The sequence below is a fragment of the Paenibacillus sp. FSL R7-0179 genome, assembly GCF_038002265.1.
Lineage (GTDB): Bacteria > Bacillota > Bacilli > Paenibacillales > Paenibacillaceae > Paenibacillus_AQ.
In genome coordinates this window covers 3,252,319-3,271,436 of the sequence record NZ_JBBOCC010000002.1, presented here as the reverse complement: position 1 = coordinate 3,271,436, position 19,118 = coordinate 3,252,319, and the positions used below count along the sequence as shown (strand labels likewise).

16 protein-coding genes are annotated in these 19,118 nt (G+C 53.8%); 13 read left to right on the top strand and 3 right to left on the bottom strand.

Annotated elements, in window-relative coordinates; all coding sequences use genetic code 11:
• Positions 1 to 756, bottom strand: coding sequence for a DeoR/GlpR family DNA-binding transcription regulator (locus tag MKX63_RS30585; protein ID WP_341022506.1), 756 nt, complete (start codon positions 754 to 756; stop codon positions 1 to 3).
• Positions 757 to 1,020: 264 nt separating this feature from the next.
• On the opposite strand from MKX63_RS30585, the gene MKX63_RS30580 reads away from it, so the two are divergent.
• From MKX63_RS30580 to MKX63_RS30560, 5 genes are all read left to right on the top strand, one after another.
• Complete coding sequence (locus MKX63_RS30580) at positions 1,021 to 2,172, top strand: iron-containing alcohol dehydrogenase (protein WP_341022504.1); 1,152 nt, start codon at positions 1,021 to 1,023, stop codon at positions 2,170 to 2,172.
• A 28-nt stretch (positions 2,173 to 2,200) separates the two neighbouring features.
• Entirely contained in the window at positions 2,201 to 3,673 is a 1,473-nt protein-coding gene (gene rhaB / locus MKX63_RS30575; protein WP_341022503.1) for a rhamnulokinase, read from the top strand.
• Between the two features lie 15 nt (positions 3,674 to 3,688).
• The gene (gene rhaA, locus MKX63_RS30570) at positions 3,689 to 4,945 is read left to right on the top strand and encodes an L-rhamnose isomerase (RefSeq protein ID WP_341022501.1); all 1,257 of its coding nucleotides are present in this window, start codon (positions 3,689 to 3,691) and stop codon (positions 4,943 to 4,945) included.
• A gap of 71 nt (positions 4,946 to 5,016) precedes the next feature.
• The gene (gene rhaD, locus MKX63_RS30565) at positions 5,017 to 5,862 is read left to right on the top strand and encodes a rhamnulose-1-phosphate aldolase (protein ID WP_341022499.1); all 846 of its coding nucleotides are present in this window, start codon (positions 5,017 to 5,019) and stop codon (positions 5,860 to 5,862) included.
• Between the two features lie 119 nt (positions 5,863 to 5,981).
• Positions 5,982 to 7,076: an NADH:flavin oxidoreductase gene (locus tag MKX63_RS30560; protein ID WP_341022498.1), complete on the top strand. Its 1,095-nt coding sequence runs from the start codon at positions 5,982 to 5,984 to the stop codon at positions 7,074 to 7,076.
• A 74-nt stretch (positions 7,077 to 7,150) separates the two neighbouring features.
• Here the strand turns inward: MKX63_RS30560 and MKX63_RS30555 are convergent, their stop codons facing one another.
• Both MKX63_RS30555 and MKX63_RS30550 read right to left on the bottom strand, forming a co-directional pair.
• Positions 7,151 to 7,627, bottom strand: coding sequence for a hypothetical protein (locus MKX63_RS30555; RefSeq protein ID WP_341022497.1), 477 nt, complete (start codon positions 7,625 to 7,627; stop codon positions 7,151 to 7,153).
• The gene (locus MKX63_RS30550) at positions 7,620 to 8,405 is read right to left on the bottom strand and encodes a MerR family transcriptional regulator (RefSeq protein WP_341022496.1); all 786 of its coding nucleotides are present in this window, start codon (positions 8,403 to 8,405) and stop codon (positions 7,620 to 7,622) included. The genes MKX63_RS30555 and MKX63_RS30550 overlap by 8 nt, the downstream gene beginning before the upstream one ends.
• 168 nt (positions 8,406 to 8,573) lie before the next feature.
• Between MKX63_RS30550 and miaB the strand changes: the two genes are divergently transcribed.
• The 8 genes from miaB to MKX63_RS30510 all read left to right on the top strand — a co-directional run bounded on the left by miaB (position 8,574) and on the right by MKX63_RS30510 (position 18,954).
• Positions 8,574 to 10,124, top strand: a complete 1,551-nt coding sequence (gene miaB, locus MKX63_RS30545; protein ID WP_341022494.1) for a tRNA (N6-isopentenyl adenosine(37)-C2)-methylthiotransferase MiaB — start codon at positions 8,574 to 8,576, stop codon at positions 10,122 to 10,124.
• Positions 10,125 to 10,149: 25 nt separating this feature from the next.
• Positions 10,150 to 10,602, top strand: coding sequence for a RicAFT regulatory complex protein RicA family protein (locus MKX63_RS30540; RefSeq protein WP_341022491.1), 453 nt, complete (start codon positions 10,150 to 10,152; stop codon positions 10,600 to 10,602).
• A gap of 142 nt (positions 10,603 to 10,744) precedes the next feature.
• A complete protein-coding gene (locus MKX63_RS30535) occupies positions 10,745 to 11,515 on the top strand; it encodes an NUDIX domain-containing protein (protein WP_445321783.1) in 771 nt (256 codons plus the stop codon).
• 48 nt (positions 11,516 to 11,563) lie between these two features.
• A complete protein-coding gene (locus MKX63_RS30530; RefSeq protein ID WP_341022490.1) occupies positions 11,564 to 12,115 on the top strand; it encodes a cysteine hydrolase family protein in 552 nt (183 codons plus the stop codon).
• Between the two features lie 57 nt (positions 12,116 to 12,172).
• Positions 12,173 to 13,624, top strand: a complete 1,452-nt coding sequence (locus MKX63_RS30525; protein WP_341022489.1) for a nicotinate phosphoribosyltransferase — start codon at positions 12,173 to 12,175, stop codon at positions 13,622 to 13,624.
• A gap of 361 nt (positions 13,625 to 13,985) precedes the next feature.
• Positions 13,986 to 15,215: a glycosyl hydrolase family 8 gene (locus MKX63_RS30520; RefSeq protein WP_341022487.1), complete on the top strand. Its 1,230-nt coding sequence runs from the start codon at positions 13,986 to 13,988 to the stop codon at positions 15,213 to 15,215.
• A 395-nt stretch (positions 15,216 to 15,610) separates the two neighbouring features.
• The gene (locus MKX63_RS30515; RefSeq protein WP_341023361.1) at positions 15,611 to 16,621 is read left to right on the top strand and encodes a 2-oxoacid:acceptor oxidoreductase family protein; all 1,011 of its coding nucleotides are present in this window, start codon (positions 15,611 to 15,613) and stop codon (positions 16,619 to 16,621) included.
• A gap of 26 nt (positions 16,622 to 16,647) precedes the next feature.
• A complete protein-coding gene (locus MKX63_RS30510) occupies positions 16,648 to 18,954 on the top strand; it encodes a thiamine pyrophosphate-dependent enzyme (protein WP_341022484.1) in 2,307 nt (768 codons plus the stop codon).
• The last annotated feature ends 164 nt before the right edge of the window (positions 18,955 to 19,118 follow it).

Here is a 19,118-nt window from a genome sequence, read left to right as displayed (position 1 = left end):
TTAATACAATACTTCCACATTCTTCTCGGATAATAGCTTCAGCCACGCTTCCGAAGGCTTGCGGTCGGTAATCAGCACATCGATCCGGCTTAGCTCTGCGAGCCTGGCGAAGGCTGTCTGGTCGAACTTGGTATGGTCCGCGAGCAGCACAACCTTGTGTGCCTGGCGCAGCATGTATTTCTTCAGCTCGCATTCCGGTTCATTGGAGTCGGTGACCCCGCGGTCCATATCCAGAGCCTTACAGCTGATTACGGCGGTGTCCACATTGTAGCGCTGAATGGTCTCATGGGCTACGGGGCCGACTAGCGACAGGGAGCGGTGGCGGAGTGAGCCGCCTGTAGAAATAATGCTGTGACTCGAACTTGCGAACTCATGGAGAATATTAATCGAATTGGTGATGATCGTCAGATTACTTTTATTACCCAGCAGCTTCAGGAATTCAAACGAGGTCGAGCTGGGGTCCACCATCAGTGTATCCCCGTCATTAATCAGATCCAGCGCCTGGATCGCTATTCTGCGCTTGATATCCGTATTGAGTGCTCCCCGGGTCAGAAAAGGCAGGTCCTCATTCGTATGCCTGTTCAGCATGGCTCCGCCGTAGGTCCGGCTTACAATGCCGTCCTTCTCCAGCTTCTCCAGGTCTCTGCGGATCGTCTCCTCTGTCACCTCGAACATCCGGCTCAGATCGGACACCAGCACCCGTTTGTCCTGATGGACAAGGTCGATTATTTTTTTGCGTCTTTCGGCAGCGAGCATACGTATCACCTTTCCAGTGTTGATAGTCTTAATATAGACTGTTATTTCTGTGTTGTACAACATAAACAGCCGGATTTGCTCTGAAAACCACAATAATAATCGTTTATTTCCCACAAAACAAACAATAAACAAATAAAAACAACTTATTTTGTGTTTAATATGTTGACAACACAGATTAACGGCAGTACGATGAAAAGGTCAACAGAGAGATGTGCGCATACAGTGTCCATTAACTATTTACATGCCCGGGAGGCTGGTTAAGCAATGAGTACTCATGTCTATTATGTGCCCTCAATTAACATTATGGGAAAGGGCTGTCTGAAGGACATCGCCCCGTACATTCAAGAGCTGAATCTGCACAAGGCGCTTGTGGTCACAGACAAGTTCCTGATGAAGAGCGGGATCGCCGGAAGGCTGCTGGCTGTGCTGGATGAAGCGGGAATTCAGTATGTGGTATATGATGAAGTGAAGCCGAATCCTACCTGCAAAAACGTCCATGACGGCGTGGAATTTCTGAAGCAGCACGAATGCGACTATCTGATCTCTATCGGCGGCGGCTCGCCGCAGGATACGGCCAAGGGCATCGGCATTGTTGCCGCCAACGGCGGGCATATTGCCGATTATGAAGGCGTTCACAAATCCAAGAACAAATCGCTGCCGATTGTCGCGGTGAACACGACGGCGGGGACTTCAAGTGAAGTGACGATCAACTACGTGATTACGGATGAAGAGCGCAAGATCAAGATGGTCATGGTAGACAAGAACAGCATCGCCACCATCTCGGTGAATGATCCGGAGCTGATGGTTGATAAGCCCGCTGCGCTGACGGCGGCTACGGGTATGGATGCTCTGACGCATGCCATTGAAGCGCTGGTCACTCCAGGCGCCTATCCGGTAACCGATGCTACCGCACTGGCTGCGGTGGAGCTGATCTTCGCCAATCTGGCGCGGACGGTGACGGACGGACACGATATTGAAGCGCGTGAGCAGATGGTCTATGCCATCTTCCTCGGCGGTCTTGCTTTTAATAATGCAGGCTTAGGCTACGTGCATGCCATGGCCCATCAGCTCGGAGGGGTCTATGATCTGCCGCATGGTGTATGCAATGCGATGCTGCTTCCTTACGTGGAAGAAGAGAATGCCAAGCATGTGCCGGAGAAATTCAGAGCGATCGCCAGAGCGGCCGGGCTGCAGACCGAAGGGCGAAGCGACAAGGAATGTGCGGATTACGTCATTGAGGCGATCAAGGCCCTGTCCAAGGAGGTTGGCATCCCTGCCAAGCTGTCTGAGCTTGGTGTTGCTGAAGTAGATCTCGATCTGCTTGCTGAGAATGCGATGAAGGATGCCTGCGCACCCGGTAATCCTTTTATTCCAACTAAAGATGAAGTAATCGCATTATTCCGCAAAATTCTGTAAATCACTCCCAAAGAATAGGAGATTCCCTATGACCTATCATATTGCCGTCGATATCGGCGCCTCCAGCGGACGGCTGGTACTCGGACAGCTTGTGGACGGGAGCCTCCAACTCGCGGAGCTTCACCGTTTCAGCAATGGCTTCACGGAGCAGGAAGACTCCTGCTTCTGGGATATGGATTATTTAATAGATGAGATTATTAAGGGGCTTCATCAAGCGAAGCTGGCTGGAATTCACAAGTGCACCCTTGGCATTGATACCTGGGCGGTGGATTATGTGCTGCTGGATGCCGAAGGTAAGCGGATCAATGAGGTCTATGCCTACCGTGACCGCCGGACGGACGGGGTGATGGAGGAGGTTGCGAAGCAGCTCCCACCGCATAAGGTATACGCCAAGACCGGAATTCAACAGCTTACCTTCAATACACTGTATCAGCTATACGCACATGACCGGGAAGAGCTGAAGGCGGCCGATCAGATTCTGCTGGTGCCGGACTATCTCTACTACCGGCTCGGCGGACGGAAGATGAACGAGGTGACCAATGCATCCACGACACAGCTACTCAATCTTGCAGCCCGTGATTACGATCCTGAGCTGCTGGAATTCCTGGGTCTTGGGCGTGAACAGTTCGCTCTGTTGACTGAGCCGGGGGAAGAGCTTGGCTTCCTCTCAGCGGAGCTGGTGGAACGGTATGATCTGCCGGAGTGCCGCCTGATCTGCGTGGCTACACATGACACGGCCTCTGCGGTGCTTGGTGTTCCTGCTCAGAAGGACCGTGCGTCAGCCTACCTTAGCAGCGGGACCTGGTCTCTGCTGGGAGTAGAGCTGGATCACCCGCTCAATGACAGCAGAGCGATGGCAGCCAATTATACCAATGAGTGGGGCGCTTACGGGACTTACCGGTTCCTGAAGAATATTATGGGCCTCTGGCTGATCCAGGAAGTGCGCAGGCTGGACGGCGGAAGATTTAGCTTCGCAGAACTGGCAGAGCACGCCGGCGAATGCGGAGGCTTCCGCAGCCTGATTCCCTGCAATCATCCGCGGTTCCTGAATCCGGACGATATGATTCAGGAGATCCGCCAGGCCTGCCTGGAGAGCGGTCAGCCTGTGCCGCAGACTCCGGGTGAGCTGGCCCGCTGTATCTTCGACAGTCTGGCGCTATCCTACCGCAGCTATCTGGCTGAGCTGGAAGACCTCACCGGGGAGCATACCGAAGTGCTGCAGATTGTCGGCGGCGGCGCTAACAATAGGCTGCTATGCCAGCTGACGGCGGATGTGACCGGCAGGGAGGTGCTGGCCGGACCGGCAGAATCTACAGCCTTAGGTAATCTGGCTGTACAGATGATCGAGGCGGGCCGCATGGCTGACATCCACGAAGCCCGGCAGATCATCTCCCAGTCCTTCGCCATTCAGTCTTATCTTCCGCAGCCGGTTCCTCAACTGGCGGAGCTGCTGGAACGCTGGGAGCAGCTTCAACCGGAAGCGAATGTTCACAATACGTAATTAGGAGGCCACAGCATGGATCAGAGCATCATCAACAGCTATAACGAAGCCAAGAAATTATATGCCGCTCATGGCATTAATACGGATGAGGTATTAGAGAAGCTGGCGCAGATCAAAGTATCGCTGCACTGCTGGCAGGGTGACGATGTACGGGGCTTCCTGTTCAAGGATAAGGAGCTGAGCGGCGGCATTGCCGTGACCGGCAGCTACCCCGGCCGGGCCGGTACACTGGAGGAGCTGCGTCAGGATCTGGAGAAGGCCCTCTCGCTGATTCCCGGCAGGCATAAGGTCAATCTGCATGCGATTTATGCCGATACGAAGGAGCAGGTGGATCTGGATGAGCTGGAACCCCGCCATTTCACGAACTGGGTGGAGTGGGCCAAGGAGCAGGGCTTAGGCCTTGATTTCAATCCGACCTGCTTCTCGCATCCCAAGGCGGCTGACGGCTTCACCCTCAGCCATGCGGACGAAGAGATCCGCAGCTTCTGGATTAAGCATTGCAAGGCTGCCCGCAGCATTGCCGAGCACTTCGGCCGCGAGCTGGGCCAGCCGTGTGTCACGAATTTCTGGGTGCCGGACGGCTACAAGGATACGCCGGTGGACCGGCTGGCACCGCGCATGCGCCTCAAGGAATCGCTGGATGAAATCTTCAGCGAGGAGATTGATCCCCAGTACAACATCGATGCCGTGGAGAGCAAGCTGTTCGGTATCGGCTCGGAGAGCTACGTGGTCGGATCGCATGAGTTCTACATGGGCTACGGCCTGACGCGCGGTAAGGCTATCTGCCTGGATGCCGGGCATTTCCATCCGACGGAAGTAATCTCGAACAAGCTCAGCTCCATTCTGATGTTCAGCGAGCAGTTGCTGCTGCATGTCAGCAGACCGGTCCGCTGGGACAGCGATCATGTGGTTACGATGGATGATGAGCTGCTGGAGATTGCCCGCGAGCTGGTGCGCGGAGATTTGCTGCCGCGCACGCATATCGGCCTCGACTTCTTCGACGGCAGTATCAATCACCTGGCAGCTTGGGTCATCGGTACGCGCAATACGATCAAGGCTCTGCTGCGCGCTATGCTGGAGCCGATAGAGGAGCTTCGGGCCATAGAACGGGCCGGAGATTACACCTCGCGGCTGGCCCTGGTGGAAGAATTCAAGTCTTACCCGTTCGGTGCAGTCTGGGATTACTACTGCGCTTCGCAGGGAACCCCGGTCCGCGAGGGCTGGCTGACTGAAGTGAAGCGCTATGAGCAGGAAGTATTGGCTTTAAGATAGAATCAGGCTGCTGAACTCACACAATAACAAGTACCCGCATGCAGAAGGTGCATATAGAAGGAGAGAGCTTAATGAGTACATCCGTAATTGAATCCAAGGGGTATATATCCGGCGTCACCGCGCCTTTTATCGAGGAAATGTCCGAAATTACCCATCATATGTGGTCGCTGGGCTGGGATGAGTTGAACGGGGGCAACGTCAGTTACCTCCTGGATGAAGAAGAGGTATCCAAGTATATCAATATCCGCGAGCCGCTGCGTACGATCAGCCTTACCTTCCCTGTAACGGAGCTGGCGGGCAAATACTTCATCGTTACCGGATCGGGCAAGTATTTCCGTAATGTGATCAAGGACCCGGAGGCCAATCTGGGTGTGCTGCGTGTCAGCAGCAGCGGCGAGAGTGTAGAGGTGCTATGGGGACTGCGTAACGGCGCTGTTCCGACCAGTGAGCTGGCTTCCCACTTCATGAGCCATATCGAACGGCTGAAGGTAGATCCGGCGCACCGGATTGTGCTGCATACCCATGCAACGAATGTGATTGCTATGACCTTCACCCATGAGCTGGATGAGCTGAAATTCACCAAGACGCTGTGGGAGATGTGCACAGAATGTCTGGTGGTCTTCCCGGATGGTGTCAGCGTTATTCCCTGGATGGTGCCGGGGAGCAGCGAGATCGGCCGGGCTACCGCCGACCGGATGAAGGAGTACCGCGTAGTCATCTGGCCGCAGCATGGGATCTTTGTTACCGGGGCGACGATGGATGCCACCTTCGGACTGGTTGAAACGATTGAGAAGGCCGCGATTGTCTATAACCTGATCGGCGGACGAGAGATCCGGCAGAAGATTACCGATCAGCAGCTGGCAGATCTGGCCGCTGCCTTCCGCGTGACTCCGAGACCCGGCATTCTGGACTTATAAGGTTACTCCTAATCTCTCATACTGGCAGTCATTTGCATTTGCTGCCGGGAACCGTCATACTATGCTTACTTAAAGTAATCATCAAGTAATCAATCGTATGAAGGGGAGGCTAATGGATTATGAATGCTGCTGCATTGTTTGAACCTTTTGAATACGGAGGCTTGTCCCTCAGTAACCGTGTGGTAATGGCGCCGATGACCCGGGTACATTCTCCCGGAGGCGTACCAGGTCCTGAGGTGGCGGCCTATTACCGCCGCCGTGCGGAAGGCGGGGTGGGCCTGATCATTACCGAAGGCACAGCCATCGATCATCCGGCGGCAGTCAGCCATCAGGATATCCCGAACTTCCATGGAGAAGCGGCTCTGGAGGGCTGGGCGCAAGTCGTGCGTGAGGTGCATGCCGCCGGGGGCAAGATTATGCCTCAGCTCTGGCATGTCGGCATGGCCCGTAAGATCGGTGAACTGCCTAACGCTTCGGCGCTGCCGATTGGTCCGTCCGGGCTGAATCTGGCTGGTGAGCAGGTTACGGAGCCGATGACTAAGAGCGAGATTCAAGCTATCGTCAGTGCCTTTGCTAAGGCAGCGAAGGCGGCCAAGGCCATCGGATTTGACGGCATTGAGCTGCACGGTGCCCACGGCTATCTGATCGACCAGTTCTTCTGGGAGAAGACCAACCGCCGGACCGATGAATACGGCGGCGATCTGGAGGCACGCACCACCTTCGCGGTGGAAGTGATCGATGCCTGCCGCCGGGCAGTAGGACCGGATTTCCCGATCGTCCTCCGCTTCTCGCAGTGGAAGGGCGGGGCCTACGATGCCAAGCTGGCAGAGTCTCCCGAAGACCTGGCCCGCTTCCTGACCCCGCTCAGCAATGCGGGCGTGGATATCTTCCACTGCTCAACCCGGCGGTTCTGGGAGCCGGAATTCGCAGGCTCGGAGCTTAATCTGGCAGGCTGGACCAAGAAGATTACAGGCAAACCGGCGATCACCGTGGGTTCTGTCGGCCTGGACAGCGCTTTTCCAAGCCCGGTCACGGAGAAGAATCAAGGGGACAACATCGACCGCGTGCTGGAGCGGCTGGAGAAGGAAGAATTCGATCTGGTGGCGGTCGGCAGAGCCCTGATCAGTGATCCGGCTTGGCCTGCCAAGGTACAGGCGGGCAAGATCGATGAGATTAATCATTTTACCTCCGATGCCACGAAGACCTTGTATTAATAGATAGCTACCCGGTGAAGCGCCCTATGCCCATGGCATGGGGTGTTTCTTTTCGCTCCCCCATCAAGACCCATTCAACCCGGCCCCAGACGGAACTTCCTCTCGCATACTGATTTCGCGCGATCTCCTCTGGATTTGTGAGTCGCTACCACCTCTCCGTCATACAGAATCGTGCAGCTTATCCAAGTGGCATCGGCATCCTTTTCTGCTTGTACTTTAGTTGAGGTTAGTGGTATGAACGTGTCTTTGGGGACAGCAAATTCCTCTCTGTAAGGGAGTTCGATAGCATCGGAATATACACTCTGCGGATGGTCGCGGGCATTGACTTCCACCTCCAGGTTGAGTGCTGAATCACCATCACTTTCAATTAGCACCTCTACGAGTATCCCGTCCGCTTCCGGTTCAACCGTTGCTGTTGACTCCGCAGCCTTCTTTCCAGGGTTTGCATCTTCAGTTGTTCCACAGGCTGACAGCGGGATCAGTACTCCTGCCAGTATAGCCAGCAGCCAAGGATTTTTAAGAATGCCCAGTGCTTGTTGTCCTCTATTCATGCCGATTCTCCTCTCTATGCTGAAGATAATATCCGATCATCTCATCTACAAAAGCCATTACTGCGCTATCCATGCCCATCACGACAGGAGCTGCACCCTCAGCGGGCCGGATCAGTTCCCAATATTTATCAAGCAACTTCTCATCACCCGCAAAAAGGTCCAGTCCCTTGTCATACAAACGGCCAGCCAGCTCTTGAGCTTCTGAAGAGTAAGGAGATGAGGGCATTAATGATACGGCTTGCTCTAAAAGCTGTACAAGCTCCTCCGCGTTGTTGCCGCTGCTGCCCAGGACAGGGAGAAGCTTAAGCTGCTCAACCTCCTCAGCAGTTAGTGCCGGCTCCTCCGTGAATTCGGCGGGAATGATTCCATCGTTTAGAGAACGGTCATTCATGGCCGCAAGGACCTGTATTAAATCTTGCAGATGCTCTGTACCTTTGAGCCGGACGGTATGAAGGGTGGACCTGAGATAATACTGCTTACGGCTTAACTCTTCTTTTTTTCGTTCGATCAGCTCGATCTGCTCATGCAAGGATGCTATCCAATTGTCGGATTCCTCTGCAGGGTTCTGATTCTGTAACAGCTCTTTTATTTGCTCTAAAGTGTAGCCGATAGATTTCAACAACAGAATTTTTTGAAGCCGGATTAGAGCTTGGTTATCGTAGTAGCGGTAACCGTTCTCTAAGACCCTTGCGGGCAGCAGCAATCCTATATGCTCATAGTGGTACAGTGTTCTTTTGCTGATATTCGCGGTCTTCGCTAAATCTCCAATACGGATCATAGTTACGGCCCCCTCCTGATTAACACTATAAACTATAACGTATACGTTACTGTAAAGCCCCTAGATCCTGAAGGAACAGAATGGATTATCTTGGGAGCGGTATGATATAATTTGACATTAGAAAAGCACGGAAAATATGGGGACATCAGCAGAGGATGTGACGTTAGCATGGCGAAGGGGAGCAAGGATTACGGGCAGTATTTCGATTTCACAGATGCCAAGATCATCAGCGAGACTGAAGGCAAGACCACCTACCGGATCAAAGGCAGAAACGTGCAGATCAACAGCCAGCCCGATTACAAGGAGGGCAAGCGGCGGGGCAAGGAAGAGATTGAGGTGCTGTATCATTTCGACATTCCGCCGGAGATGGCAGAGTTCGGTGCAGGCAAAAGCTATCATATTACCACCTACGGCTGCCAGATGAATGAGCATGACACGGAGACGATGAAGGGAATGCTGGAGCAGCTCGGTTACCGGGCGGCTGAAGACCGGAGCGAAGCTGATATTATTTTACTTAATACATGTGCGATCCGCGAGAATGCGGAGGATAAGGTATTCGGAGAGCTGGGCCATCTCAAAACACTGAAGCTGGAGAAGCCTGGCCTGCTCCTGGGGATCTGCGGCTGTATGTCCCAGGAGGAGGGCGTGGTCAACCGGATTATGAGCCGGTACGGCTTCGTGGATCTGATTTTTGGCACACATAATATCCACCGCCTGCCGGAGCTGATCAAGGAAGCGGTATTCAGCCGCGAGCTGGTCATTGAGGTCTGGTCCAAGGAAGGCGATATCATTGAGAATCTGCCCAAGAAGCGGGAGGGGCTGCGCGCCTGGGTGAACATTATGTACGGCTGCGACAAGTTCTGTACCTACTGCATTGTGCCGTTCACCCGGGGCAAGGAGCGGAGCAGACGCCCTGAGGATGTGATTGCCGAGGTGCGTGAGCTGGCCCGCCAGGGGTTCAAGGAAGTAACGCTGCTGGGGCAGAATGTGAACGCGTACGGCAAGGATTTTACCGACATCGATTATACCTTCGGCGACCTGATGGACGACATGCGGGGGATCGATATTCCGCGTATCCGGTTCATGACCTCGCATCCGCGTGATTTTGACGATAAGTTAATTCATGTACTGGGCAAAGGCGGCAATCTGGTGGAGCATATCCATCTGCCGGTGCAGTCGGGAAGCACAGCCGTGCTGAAGCGCATGAGCCGCAAATATACCCGTGAAGCCTATCTGGAGCTGGTCCGTAACATTAAGGCAGGCGTCCCGGATGCGGTGCTGACTACCGATATTATCGTCGGCTTCCCCGGTGAGACGGAGGAGCAGTTCGAGGAGACACTGTCCCTGGTGCGCGAAGTAGGGTATGATATGGCGTATACCTTCATTTATTCTCCGCGAGAAGGGACTCCGGCAGCAGGGATGGACGATAATGTTCCGCCAGAGGTCAAGAGCGCTCGTCTCCAGCGTCTGAATGATCTGATCAAGGAGCAGAGCCGTCTGGGAAATGAGCGGATGCTGGGAAGGCGGGTAGAGGTATTAGTGGAAGGCGAGAGCAAGAATAATGCCCGGATGCTGGCGGGACGTACCCGAGACAGTAAGCTGGTACATTTTGAAGGCCCGCCCTCTCTGATCGGCACGCTGGTGCAGGTGAGCATTACCGGCGCGAAGACTTGGTACATCCAGGGGGACTATCAGGCGGAAGCCGCAGCGGTCCTCTAAATTATAGAGAAATGGGGCGAGAAGAATGAGCCAGGAAGAAGCACGACGGAATGAATATGGCATGCAGACCCACAATACCCGCGATTTAATTGTCCGGGAGGATATTATGGGCAAGGCGAAGGACTTGGCGGCACTCATCTCCACCAGTGAGGAGGTCCGTCATTTTCAGCAGGCCGAGCAGAAGATTCTGAATCACGAGCGTGTGCAGGGACTCATTGCTACGATTAAGAAGAAGCAGAAGGAGATCGTGGCATTCGAGAGCTTCAAGAATCAGGCCATGGTCGAGAAGATTGAACGTGAGATCGAAGCGCTGCAGGATGAGATCGACAGTATCCCGGTCGTGAACGAGTTCCAGCAGAGCCAGAGCGATATTAATTATCTGCTGCAGATGGTGATTTCAGTGATCAGGGATACCGTTTCGGATAAAATCAATGTGGAAGCAGGCACCGAGGCGCCGCCCTCCACCTGCGGAGATTAATGCAGAACACCCCGGGGGCGGATGTGAATCCGTCCCTTTTTACATAAGCCGGCAAGCCGGCTCCGGTTGATTTTGGGCGGACAGGTTTGGTACATTAAAAGATACGAACAACAAACAATAGCACGGCAAAGGATGATCTATAGTGACTGAGAACGCGGAACAAGCCTATAACGCCAAGAAGTACCGCACTCCGGATGGCGTTCCGGCGGATATTGTCATGTTTACACTAACCAAGCGCGAGCGGAAGACCGTCACGAAGACACTGCCGCTGCGCGAGCTGAAGGTGATGCTGGTCCGGCGCAAAAAATGGCCGTGTGCGGGCATGTGGGCCCTGCCGGGCGGCTTTTGCCAGGAGGATGAATCGATCTATGATGCTGCCACGCGCGAGCTGAAGGAAGAAACGGGCGTGGACGGCGGACATTTGGAATATCTCGGCGTCTACAGCCAGCCGGGCCGTGACCCGCGCGGCTGGATTATCAGCCACGCCTTCTTTGCGCTAGTGGAGGAGTGGATGCTGGAGCAACGGCAGGCTTCGGATGATGCAGGCGAGGTTGGCCTGTTCACCCTGCAGGAAGCGCTGGAGGAGCTGGAGCTGGCTTTTGACCACCATGATATTATTACCGATGCCTACCTGCGGATTCAGCAGCAGATGCTGCAGACGACGATTGCCCGGCAGTTCCTGCCGCGCCATTTCACGCTCAGCGAGCTGTACCAGGTGATCCAGACGGTGGTGCCGGAATTCAAAGAACCGAATTTTATCCGCAAAATTACGTCAACACGCAGCCGTCAGGGTATATTAAAAGAAGTGAGCGATGAAGCGGGGAACCCGCTCAGCTCCAATCAATACTCCCAGCGCCCGGCACAGCTCTATATGTTCACGGACCATGAGCCGTTATTATCCATTTATACGTAAGCTGCCGGGAAGTGCAGGCCCATTAACCTTGGAGGAGGCTGATCTACCATGAGAGCACTGATTGTAATTGATTTCACGAATGATTTCGTTGACGGGAACCTGCCTGTCGGCCAGCCCGGCATCGATATTGCGCCTAGAGTCAGTGAATTGACGGAACAATTCGTACGGAGCGGGGACTATGTGGTGATGGCTGTAGATCTGCATGAGGCGGATGACGCGTACCACCCGGAGACCAAGCTGTTTCCGCCGCATAATCTGCGGGGAAGTCAGGGACGTGAGCTGTACGGAAGCCTGAAGGCTGTCTACGAGGATAACCGGGAAGCCATCTACTGGATGGACAAAACGCGTTACAGCGCCTTCTGCGGCACGGATCTTGCGCTGAAGCTGCGTGAGCGGGGCATTACCGAGGTGCATCTGATCGGAGTCTGCACGGATATCTGTGTGCTGCATACGGCCGTAGATGCCTACAACCACGGCTTCGGGATTACAGTGCATGAGGATGCCGTCGCCAGCTTCAATCCCGACGGTCATGTATGGGCGCTCGGACACTTCCGCGGCAGTCTTGGCGCAAAAGTCGTCACGGCGTTAGGAGAGCAGTAACACATCAGCAGAGGCAGCATCCAACTACAGGCAGTGTAATGATTAGGAGATGAGGACTTGAGGAGAGAACTTGCTCTACATACAGACAAATACCAGATTAATATGATGTATGCCCACTGGGTGAACGGTACGCATAAGCGCCGGGCGGTATTCGAAGCCTACTTCCGCAAGCTGCCGTTCGGCAACGGGTTCGCCGTGTTCGCCGGACTGGAGCGGATTGCCCAGTACATCGCGGAGCTGCGGTTCACGGAAGAGGATATCCGCTACCTGTCGGAGCAGGAGGAGAATTATGCGCCGGCCTTCCTGGAGGAGCTGCTGCAGTTCCATTTCCAGGGCAGTCTCCATTCCATGAAGGAAGGGGCCCTGGTGTTCCCGGATGAGCCGCTGATCCGGGTCGAAGGCACAATTATGGAGGCGCAGCTGGTTGAGACTGCGATCCTTAACTTCATGAACTATCAGACGCTGATTGCTACCAAGGCGTCGCGGATCAAGCAGGTGGCCCCTAACGACACGCTGCTCGAGTTCGGAACGCGCCGCGCGCAGGAAGCAGATGCCGCAGTCTGGGGCGCCCGCGCCGCTTATGTCGGCGGCTTCCACGCGACCTCTAATATGCTGGCCGGCAAGAAGTTCGGCATCCCTACGAAGGGCACCCATGCCCATTCCTGGGTGCAGAGCTTCCCGAGCGAGCAGGAGGCGTTCGACGCTTATGCGAGAGTGATGCCGGACGGCGTGACGCTGCTGGTGGATACGTTCGATACTCTGCGCAGCGGTGTGCCGAATGCGATCAATACGGCGAAGAAGCTGGAAGCGCAAGGCAAGCGGATGAACGGCATCCGGCTGGACAGCGGTGACCTTGCTTATCTGTCCCGCAAGGCGCGCGAGATGCTGGATGAAGCCGGGCTGCAGTATGTGAAGATCGTGGCCTCCAATGATCTGGATGAGAACACCATCATGAACTTGAAGTCGCAAGGGGCGGCAATTGATACATGGGGAGTCGGAACACAGCTGATTACCGCTTCGGATCAGCCTTCACTCGGCGGCGTCTACAAGCTGGTTGAGATTGAAGCGCCAAGCGGTGAGATGATTCCTACAATCAAGATCTCTTCGAACCCCGAGAAGGTCTCTACGCCCGGCAAAAAGGAAGTCTACCGCATTATCGGGCAGAACGGCAAGGCGCTGGCTGACTATATCAGCTTCGCGGATGAGCCTGCGCCCCGCAGCGGTGTCCGGCTGAAGCTGTTCAACCCGCTGCATCCTTATATGAAGAAGCATGTGGAGCGTTACGACGCGGTGCGGATGCTGGAGCCGGTTGTGGTGAACGGGTTCCAGGTCTATACCCTGCCGGATTTGGCGGAGATCCGCCGCTACCATCAGGAGCAGCTTGACCTGTTCTGGCCGGAGTATCTGCGTAAGCTGAACCCGGAAGTCTTCCGGGTGAATCTCAGCGAGCAGCTATGGAACCGCAAGCAGCAGCTGATTGCAGAGCATATGATTACCGATGTGGAGTAGAACCTGGTCCGCATTTCATTAGAATAAGAATATAGTCAGCCCTCTCAGGCCTGCAGTGTGAATTCTGCGGTTTGAGAGGGCTTTTTGTGTGAGCGGCCAACCATCTGCTTATTGACAGCAAGTCTATGAAATCATATATTGAATATGTTACAAATGACAGAATTGGAAGAAAGAGATCGATTTTTGCGGCAAAAGTGTAAGCGCTCTAAAATCCGCCATCAAGCTCATTATAACTGCTGCGTTCTTTATTGTAGCCGCCACTCTCGATGTAGGAGGTGAGCTTAACCTGCCATTGCCCATTTGTGAGACAAGCAATTCTATAACATTATCAATCCACTAACTGTTGAGGAGTGAAAGATCTATGAACAAGCCAACCAAGCGCAAGCTGCACTGGGCAAGTCTGCTGATTCTTTGTTTAGCCATCTTCATCCTGCCTGCGGGGTCCGCCTTCGCCGCTGTCAACAAGCCGTTTCCGCAGCACACGGCCTACACCAGCGGAACTATCAAGCCGAATCATGTAAGCCAGACTGCACTGGATAATGCGGTGAAGACCAAATGGGATGCCTGGAAGGGGACATACCTCAAGCCGGCCGGCACCGGGAAATACTATGTGAAGTATAATTCGAATGGCGAGACCGTATCTGAAGCGCAGGGCTACGGGATGCTGTTCACCGTCCTGATGGCCGGCTATGACGGCAATGCGCAGACCTATTACAATGGACTCTATAATTATTACACCGAGCATCCCAGCTCTATTAATCCTTACCTGATGTCCTGGAAGCAGAACAGCAGCTTCCAGAATATCGAAGGCCAGAATTCAGCCACAGACGGCGACTTGGATATTGCTTACTCTCTGCTGCTTGCCCACAAGCAATGGGGCAGCAGCGGAACTGTTAACTATTTGCAGGCTGCGACCAATATTATCAACGCCATTATGAATAATGACATCAATCAGTCCCAGTGGACAATCCGTCTCGGAGACTGGGCGAACAGCGGCTCTTATAACACAGCCACCCGCCCGTCGGATTTCATGGTGAATCATTTCAAAGCCTTCCAGGCCGCTACGGGGGATGCCCGCTGGCAGAACGTAACGAACAAGACTTATACCTTAATCAACAGCCTGTATAGCGGCTATAGCTCCACAACCGGCCTGCTTCCTGACTTCGTAGTCTATTCTAACAATACGTATCAGCCTGCTGCTGCGAACTTCCTGGAATCTCAGCGTGACGGGGACTACAACTATAATTCGTGCCGGGTTCCATGGCGGATCACCACCGATTATCTGCTCACCGGCGACAATCGCGCCTTATCCCAGCTGAATCAGCTTAACTCCTGGATCAAAACCAAGACCGGAGGCACACCAGGCAATATCAAGGATGGCTACAAGCTGGACGGAACCACCTTTGGCAGCTATAACAGCGGAGCCTTCTACGGCCCCTTCGGAGTGGGCGCAATGACCTCTTCCGCGAATCAGAGCTGGCTGAACTCCCTCTGGACCCATACGGCTAACAGTGCAGCAGAGAACTATTATGAAGACAGCCTCAAGCTGTTCTCGATGATTGTCATGTCAGGCAACTGGTGGGCTTACTAAGCAGGAATAGTAATGAAGATGGAACTCCTTCCTTGATTGGATAGGAGTTTCTTTCTTTTAGTACCAGGCACCTGTGATATATATCATTATTTCTGTGATATTTTTAACATCTTAATTTTTAATTTTATTGCTAAATTAAGGATGACATCTCATCCACAGTTTGCTTAGGAAAGTGCGGGATTACACACAATCTTCACATTTTGTCATTTTCATGGAAGCTTTCCTTCTATTGAAATAACACCGCACTGTCGCGTATAAAGAAACCTGCATAAATCTATAAAGAATTGTGATTTCCTGAGCGTGGAAAATGCAAGATATGTCACTTCGCGGCTTACAAAATCAAGTTACAATCGTTGAAAAAGTCAAAAGGATGTACTAAGAAAGGGGTTATGTCGGTGGTACAATTGCCAATAGTAAATGAACTGGGATTCTTTGAGATTCGTCTGGAATCCATTGGAGGCCTGGGCGCGAACCTGGCAGGTAAAATGCTGGCGGAAGCAGGAGTGGTCGGCGCAGGGCTGAACGGCGTCAGCTTCTCATCGTACGGTTCGGAGAAGAAGGGGTCTGCGGTTAAGGCTCACATCCGTTTCTGTGATATGGATACCCATATCCGCGATACTTCGCCGGTCGAGCGTCCGCATGTTGTCGGCGTATTTCACGAAGCACTTGCCAAGACCGTTAATGTAACCAGCGGAATTCATGAACACAGCACCGTTCTCGTGAACTCGGCCAAGACGCCGGAAGAACTCAGAGAGCTGCTGAAGATGAAGGCCGGCACGATTGCAGTGATTGATGCTACCAGCATCGCGCTCAAGGAGAAGAACCGCGTCAATATGGCCATGCTGGGGGCGCTTTTCCGGCTCTGCCCGTTCCTTGACACTGAAATTATGAAGGGCGTCATTGAAAAGTCCCTCGGCAAAAAATATCCGCAGGCTGTCCAGTCCGCTATTACAACCTTCGAGCGCGGCTACAATGAAGTGAAGTTCATGCAGTTCGAGCTGGCTGCCGGAGACAGCATGCCGGAATATGTACGTTCCGATATCTCGGCTCTCGGTTATGAGACGCAGCCGATGGGCGGAACGATTACGAATCCTGGCGGCAGCTTCCTGAAGAATCTAAGCATCTCCCGTTCCGGTATGCTTCCGGTCTATGAAATGGAGTCCTGCATTAACTGCGCACAGTGTGACACGGTATGTCCTGACCAGTGCTTCGTGTGGGAAGAGCGTCTGGACCGCAAGGGCCGTTCGCAGATGTTCCTGCTCGGTATTGACTACCAGTACTGTAAAGGCTGCCTGAAATGTATCGGTGCCTGTCCGACCTCAGCATTATCCAGCATGAGAGAGAAGGAAGGCTTCGCAGACAGTCATACCGTAAAGCATCAGTTCGATCTGGTAACTCCAGTCTAAAACCCGGAAGAAAGGTGGAATACATTGTGGCTATTGATTATGAAAAAGAACTAGGCTCCGCCAAGGTGGAGCAGAAATTCCTATACGAGTCCGGCAATGAAATGGCGGCCTATGCCGCGCATCAGATTAACTATCATGTCATGGGTTATTTCCCGATCTCCCCATCGACTGAGGTGGCCCAGTTCCTCGATACGATGAAGGCCAGCGGCCAGCACGATATCATGCTGGTACCGTCCGACGGCGAGCACAGCTCCGCCGGGATCTGCTATGGCGCTTCTACAGCGGGCGGCCGTGTGTTCAACGCAACGAGCGCTCAAGGCTACATGTTCATGCTGGAGCAATTGCCTGTACAAGCAGGTACGCGGATGCCGATGGTCATGAACCTGGTCTGCCGTTCGATCTCGGGACCGCTGAATATTCACGGAGACCATTCGGATCTGTACTTTGCCCTGAACACCGGCTGGCCGATCCTGATGTGCCGTGATCCGCAGTCGGTCTATGATATGAACCTGATGGCCCTGAAGCTGGCGGAGCACGCCAAGGTCCGGCTGCCGGTGATGGTGGCCTCTGACGGCTACTTCACTTCGCACCAGAAGCGCCGGGTACAGGCTTTTGCCCACCGTGAGGATGTTCACAAGTTCGTTGGCGAACAGCCGCCTGCAGGCTTCACTGATACCCTGGACCGTAATAACCCGGTCACTGTGGGACCTTACATGAATGAACCGGATTACATTAACAACCGTTATCAGCAATCCGTTGCGATGTACAATGCCGGTGAAGTGTTCGAAGAGATCGCGCAGGAGTTCGCAGAGCTGACCGGACGCCATTATGAGATGATCGAGCAGTACCGGATGGAGGATGCCGATGTCGCAGTCTTCCTGATGAACTCCGCTTCGGAGATCATTAAGGATGTAGTCGATCAGCTTCGCGAGCAGGGAGTCAAGGCGGGAGCGATCTCCCCGAACATGATCCGCCCGTTCCCGCAGAAGCAGATTGCCGAAGCGCTGAAGAATGTCAAAGCCATTACTGTAGGTGACCGTGCAGATTCGGTTGGCGGACACGGCGGTAACATGGTGAACGAGATTAAGGCAGCACTGTTCACTTACGGCAATACCACGACTAAGGTTATCAGCCGGATCTACGGATTGGGCGGTAAAGACTTCTACGCCGAAGACGGACACCACTTCTTCCAGCTGGCTATGGATGCCGTTGTTGCAGACCGTGTCGAGATTCCGTTCGATTACTACGGCCACAATCCGGGAGCGCCGGAGAATGCGCCGAAGCGCCTCTTGAAGCCGATGGACTTCGATAAGCTGAAGACCGGCCTGATCACGGTAACCCAGAACGAAGAGACCGGCAAGCTGAGTGTCAGAGTTCCGCCGGTGCGTTCGCTGATGAAGAAGCCAAGACGCCTGTCTCCAGGGCACGGAGCATGTCCGGGCTGCGGGATTTTCTCCGGGCTGGAGCTGTTCTTCAAGGGGATCGAAGGCGATATCGTAGCGCTCTACCACACCGGCTGTGCGATGGTAACGACTACAGGTTATCCGTATTCCTCCCATAAATCGACGTTCATCCACAATCTGTTCCAGAATGGTGCGGCTACACTGTCCGGTGTGGTTGAGATGTTCTGGGAACGCAAACGCCGGGGTGAGCTTGACGGGCTGGGGCTGAAGGAAGACTTCACGTTCGTGATGGTTACCGGTGACGGCGGAATGGACATCGGAATGGGACCTGCAATCGGTGCAGCGCTGCGCGGCCATAAGATGATTATCGTAGAATATGATAACGAAGGATACATGAACACAGGTGCACAGCAGTCCTATTCGACACCGCTCGGACACCGGACTTCCACCTCAAGCATCGGCAAAACCCAGCAGGGCAAGGTGACCCAGCACAAGGATACAGCACAGATTATGGCGGCTACCAACATTCCTTATGTCTTCACCGGCTGTGAAGCTTATCCGCAGGATATGCTGAAGAAGGCAGCAAAAGCCCAGTGGTATGCGCAAAATGAAGGCCTGGTCTACGGCAAGATTCTCATTGCCTGTCCGCTGAACTGGATGAGTGAAGACAAGGACGGCACGGATATCGTGTCCCTGGCTGTCGAATCCTGCTTCTTCCCGCTCTATGAAGTTGAGCAGGGAATTACAAGTATCACTTACAACCCGGAAGATAAGGACAAACGGATAGAAGTATCCGCCTGGCTGAAGACGATGGGCAAGACCCGCCATCTGCTGAAGCCGGAGAATGAACCGGCTCTGCGCAGCTTCGAGGGTGAAGTTCAGCGCCGCTGGAGCCGCCTCAAAGCGAAGCATGAGCATCCAGACTTGTAAGGTGTAGGATCTTATTGGAAGCTTGGTATTCATAAGCATAAGAAACAGCTAAAGCTAGTACCCGCCCGGCAGAGTCACTCTGCCGGGCTATTTTGTAACCACAAATAGCCCGAAAAAACTATTTATTATAATACTTTTATAAAGTAATATAGTAACGAGGCGAC

Excerpts from the sequence above, each read along its gene's own strand:
- MKX63_RS30585 (WP_341022506.1), bottom strand. The coding sequence starts at position 756 with ATGCTCGCTGCCGAAAGACGCAAAAAAATAATCGACCTTGTCCATCAG.
- MKX63_RS30580 (WP_341022504.1), top strand. The coding sequence starts at position 1,021 with ATGAGTACTCATGTCTATTATGTGCCCTCAATTAACATTATGGGAAAG.
- rhaB (WP_341022503.1), top strand. The coding sequence starts at position 2,201 with ATGACCTATCATATTGCCGTCGATATCGGCGCCTCCAGCGGACGGCTG.
- rhaA (WP_341022501.1), top strand. The coding sequence starts at position 3,689 with ATGGATCAGAGCATCATCAACAGCTATAACGAAGCCAAGAAATTATAT.
- rhaD (WP_341022499.1), top strand. The coding sequence starts at position 5,017 with ATGAGTACATCCGTAATTGAATCCAAGGGGTATATATCCGGCGTCACC.
- MKX63_RS30560 (WP_341022498.1), top strand. The coding sequence starts at position 5,982 with ATGAATGCTGCTGCATTGTTTGAACCTTTTGAATACGGAGGCTTGTCC.
- MKX63_RS30555 (WP_341022497.1), bottom strand. The coding sequence starts at position 7,627 with ATGAATAGAGGACAACAAGCACTGGGCATTCTTAAAAATCCTTGGCTG.
- MKX63_RS30550 (WP_341022496.1), bottom strand. The coding sequence starts at position 8,405 with ATGATCCGTATTGGAGATTTAGCGAAGACCGCGAATATCAGCAAAAGA.
- miaB (WP_341022494.1), top strand. The coding sequence starts at position 8,574 with ATGGCGAAGGGGAGCAAGGATTACGGGCAGTATTTCGATTTCACAGAT.
- MKX63_RS30540 (WP_341022491.1), top strand. The coding sequence starts at position 10,150 with ATGAGCCAGGAAGAAGCACGACGGAATGAATATGGCATGCAGACCCAC.
- MKX63_RS30530 (WP_341022490.1), top strand. The coding sequence starts at position 11,564 with ATGAGAGCACTGATTGTAATTGATTTCACGAATGATTTCGTTGACGGG.
- MKX63_RS30520 (WP_341022487.1), top strand. The coding sequence starts at position 13,986 with ATGAACAAGCCAACCAAGCGCAAGCTGCACTGGGCAAGTCTGCTGATT.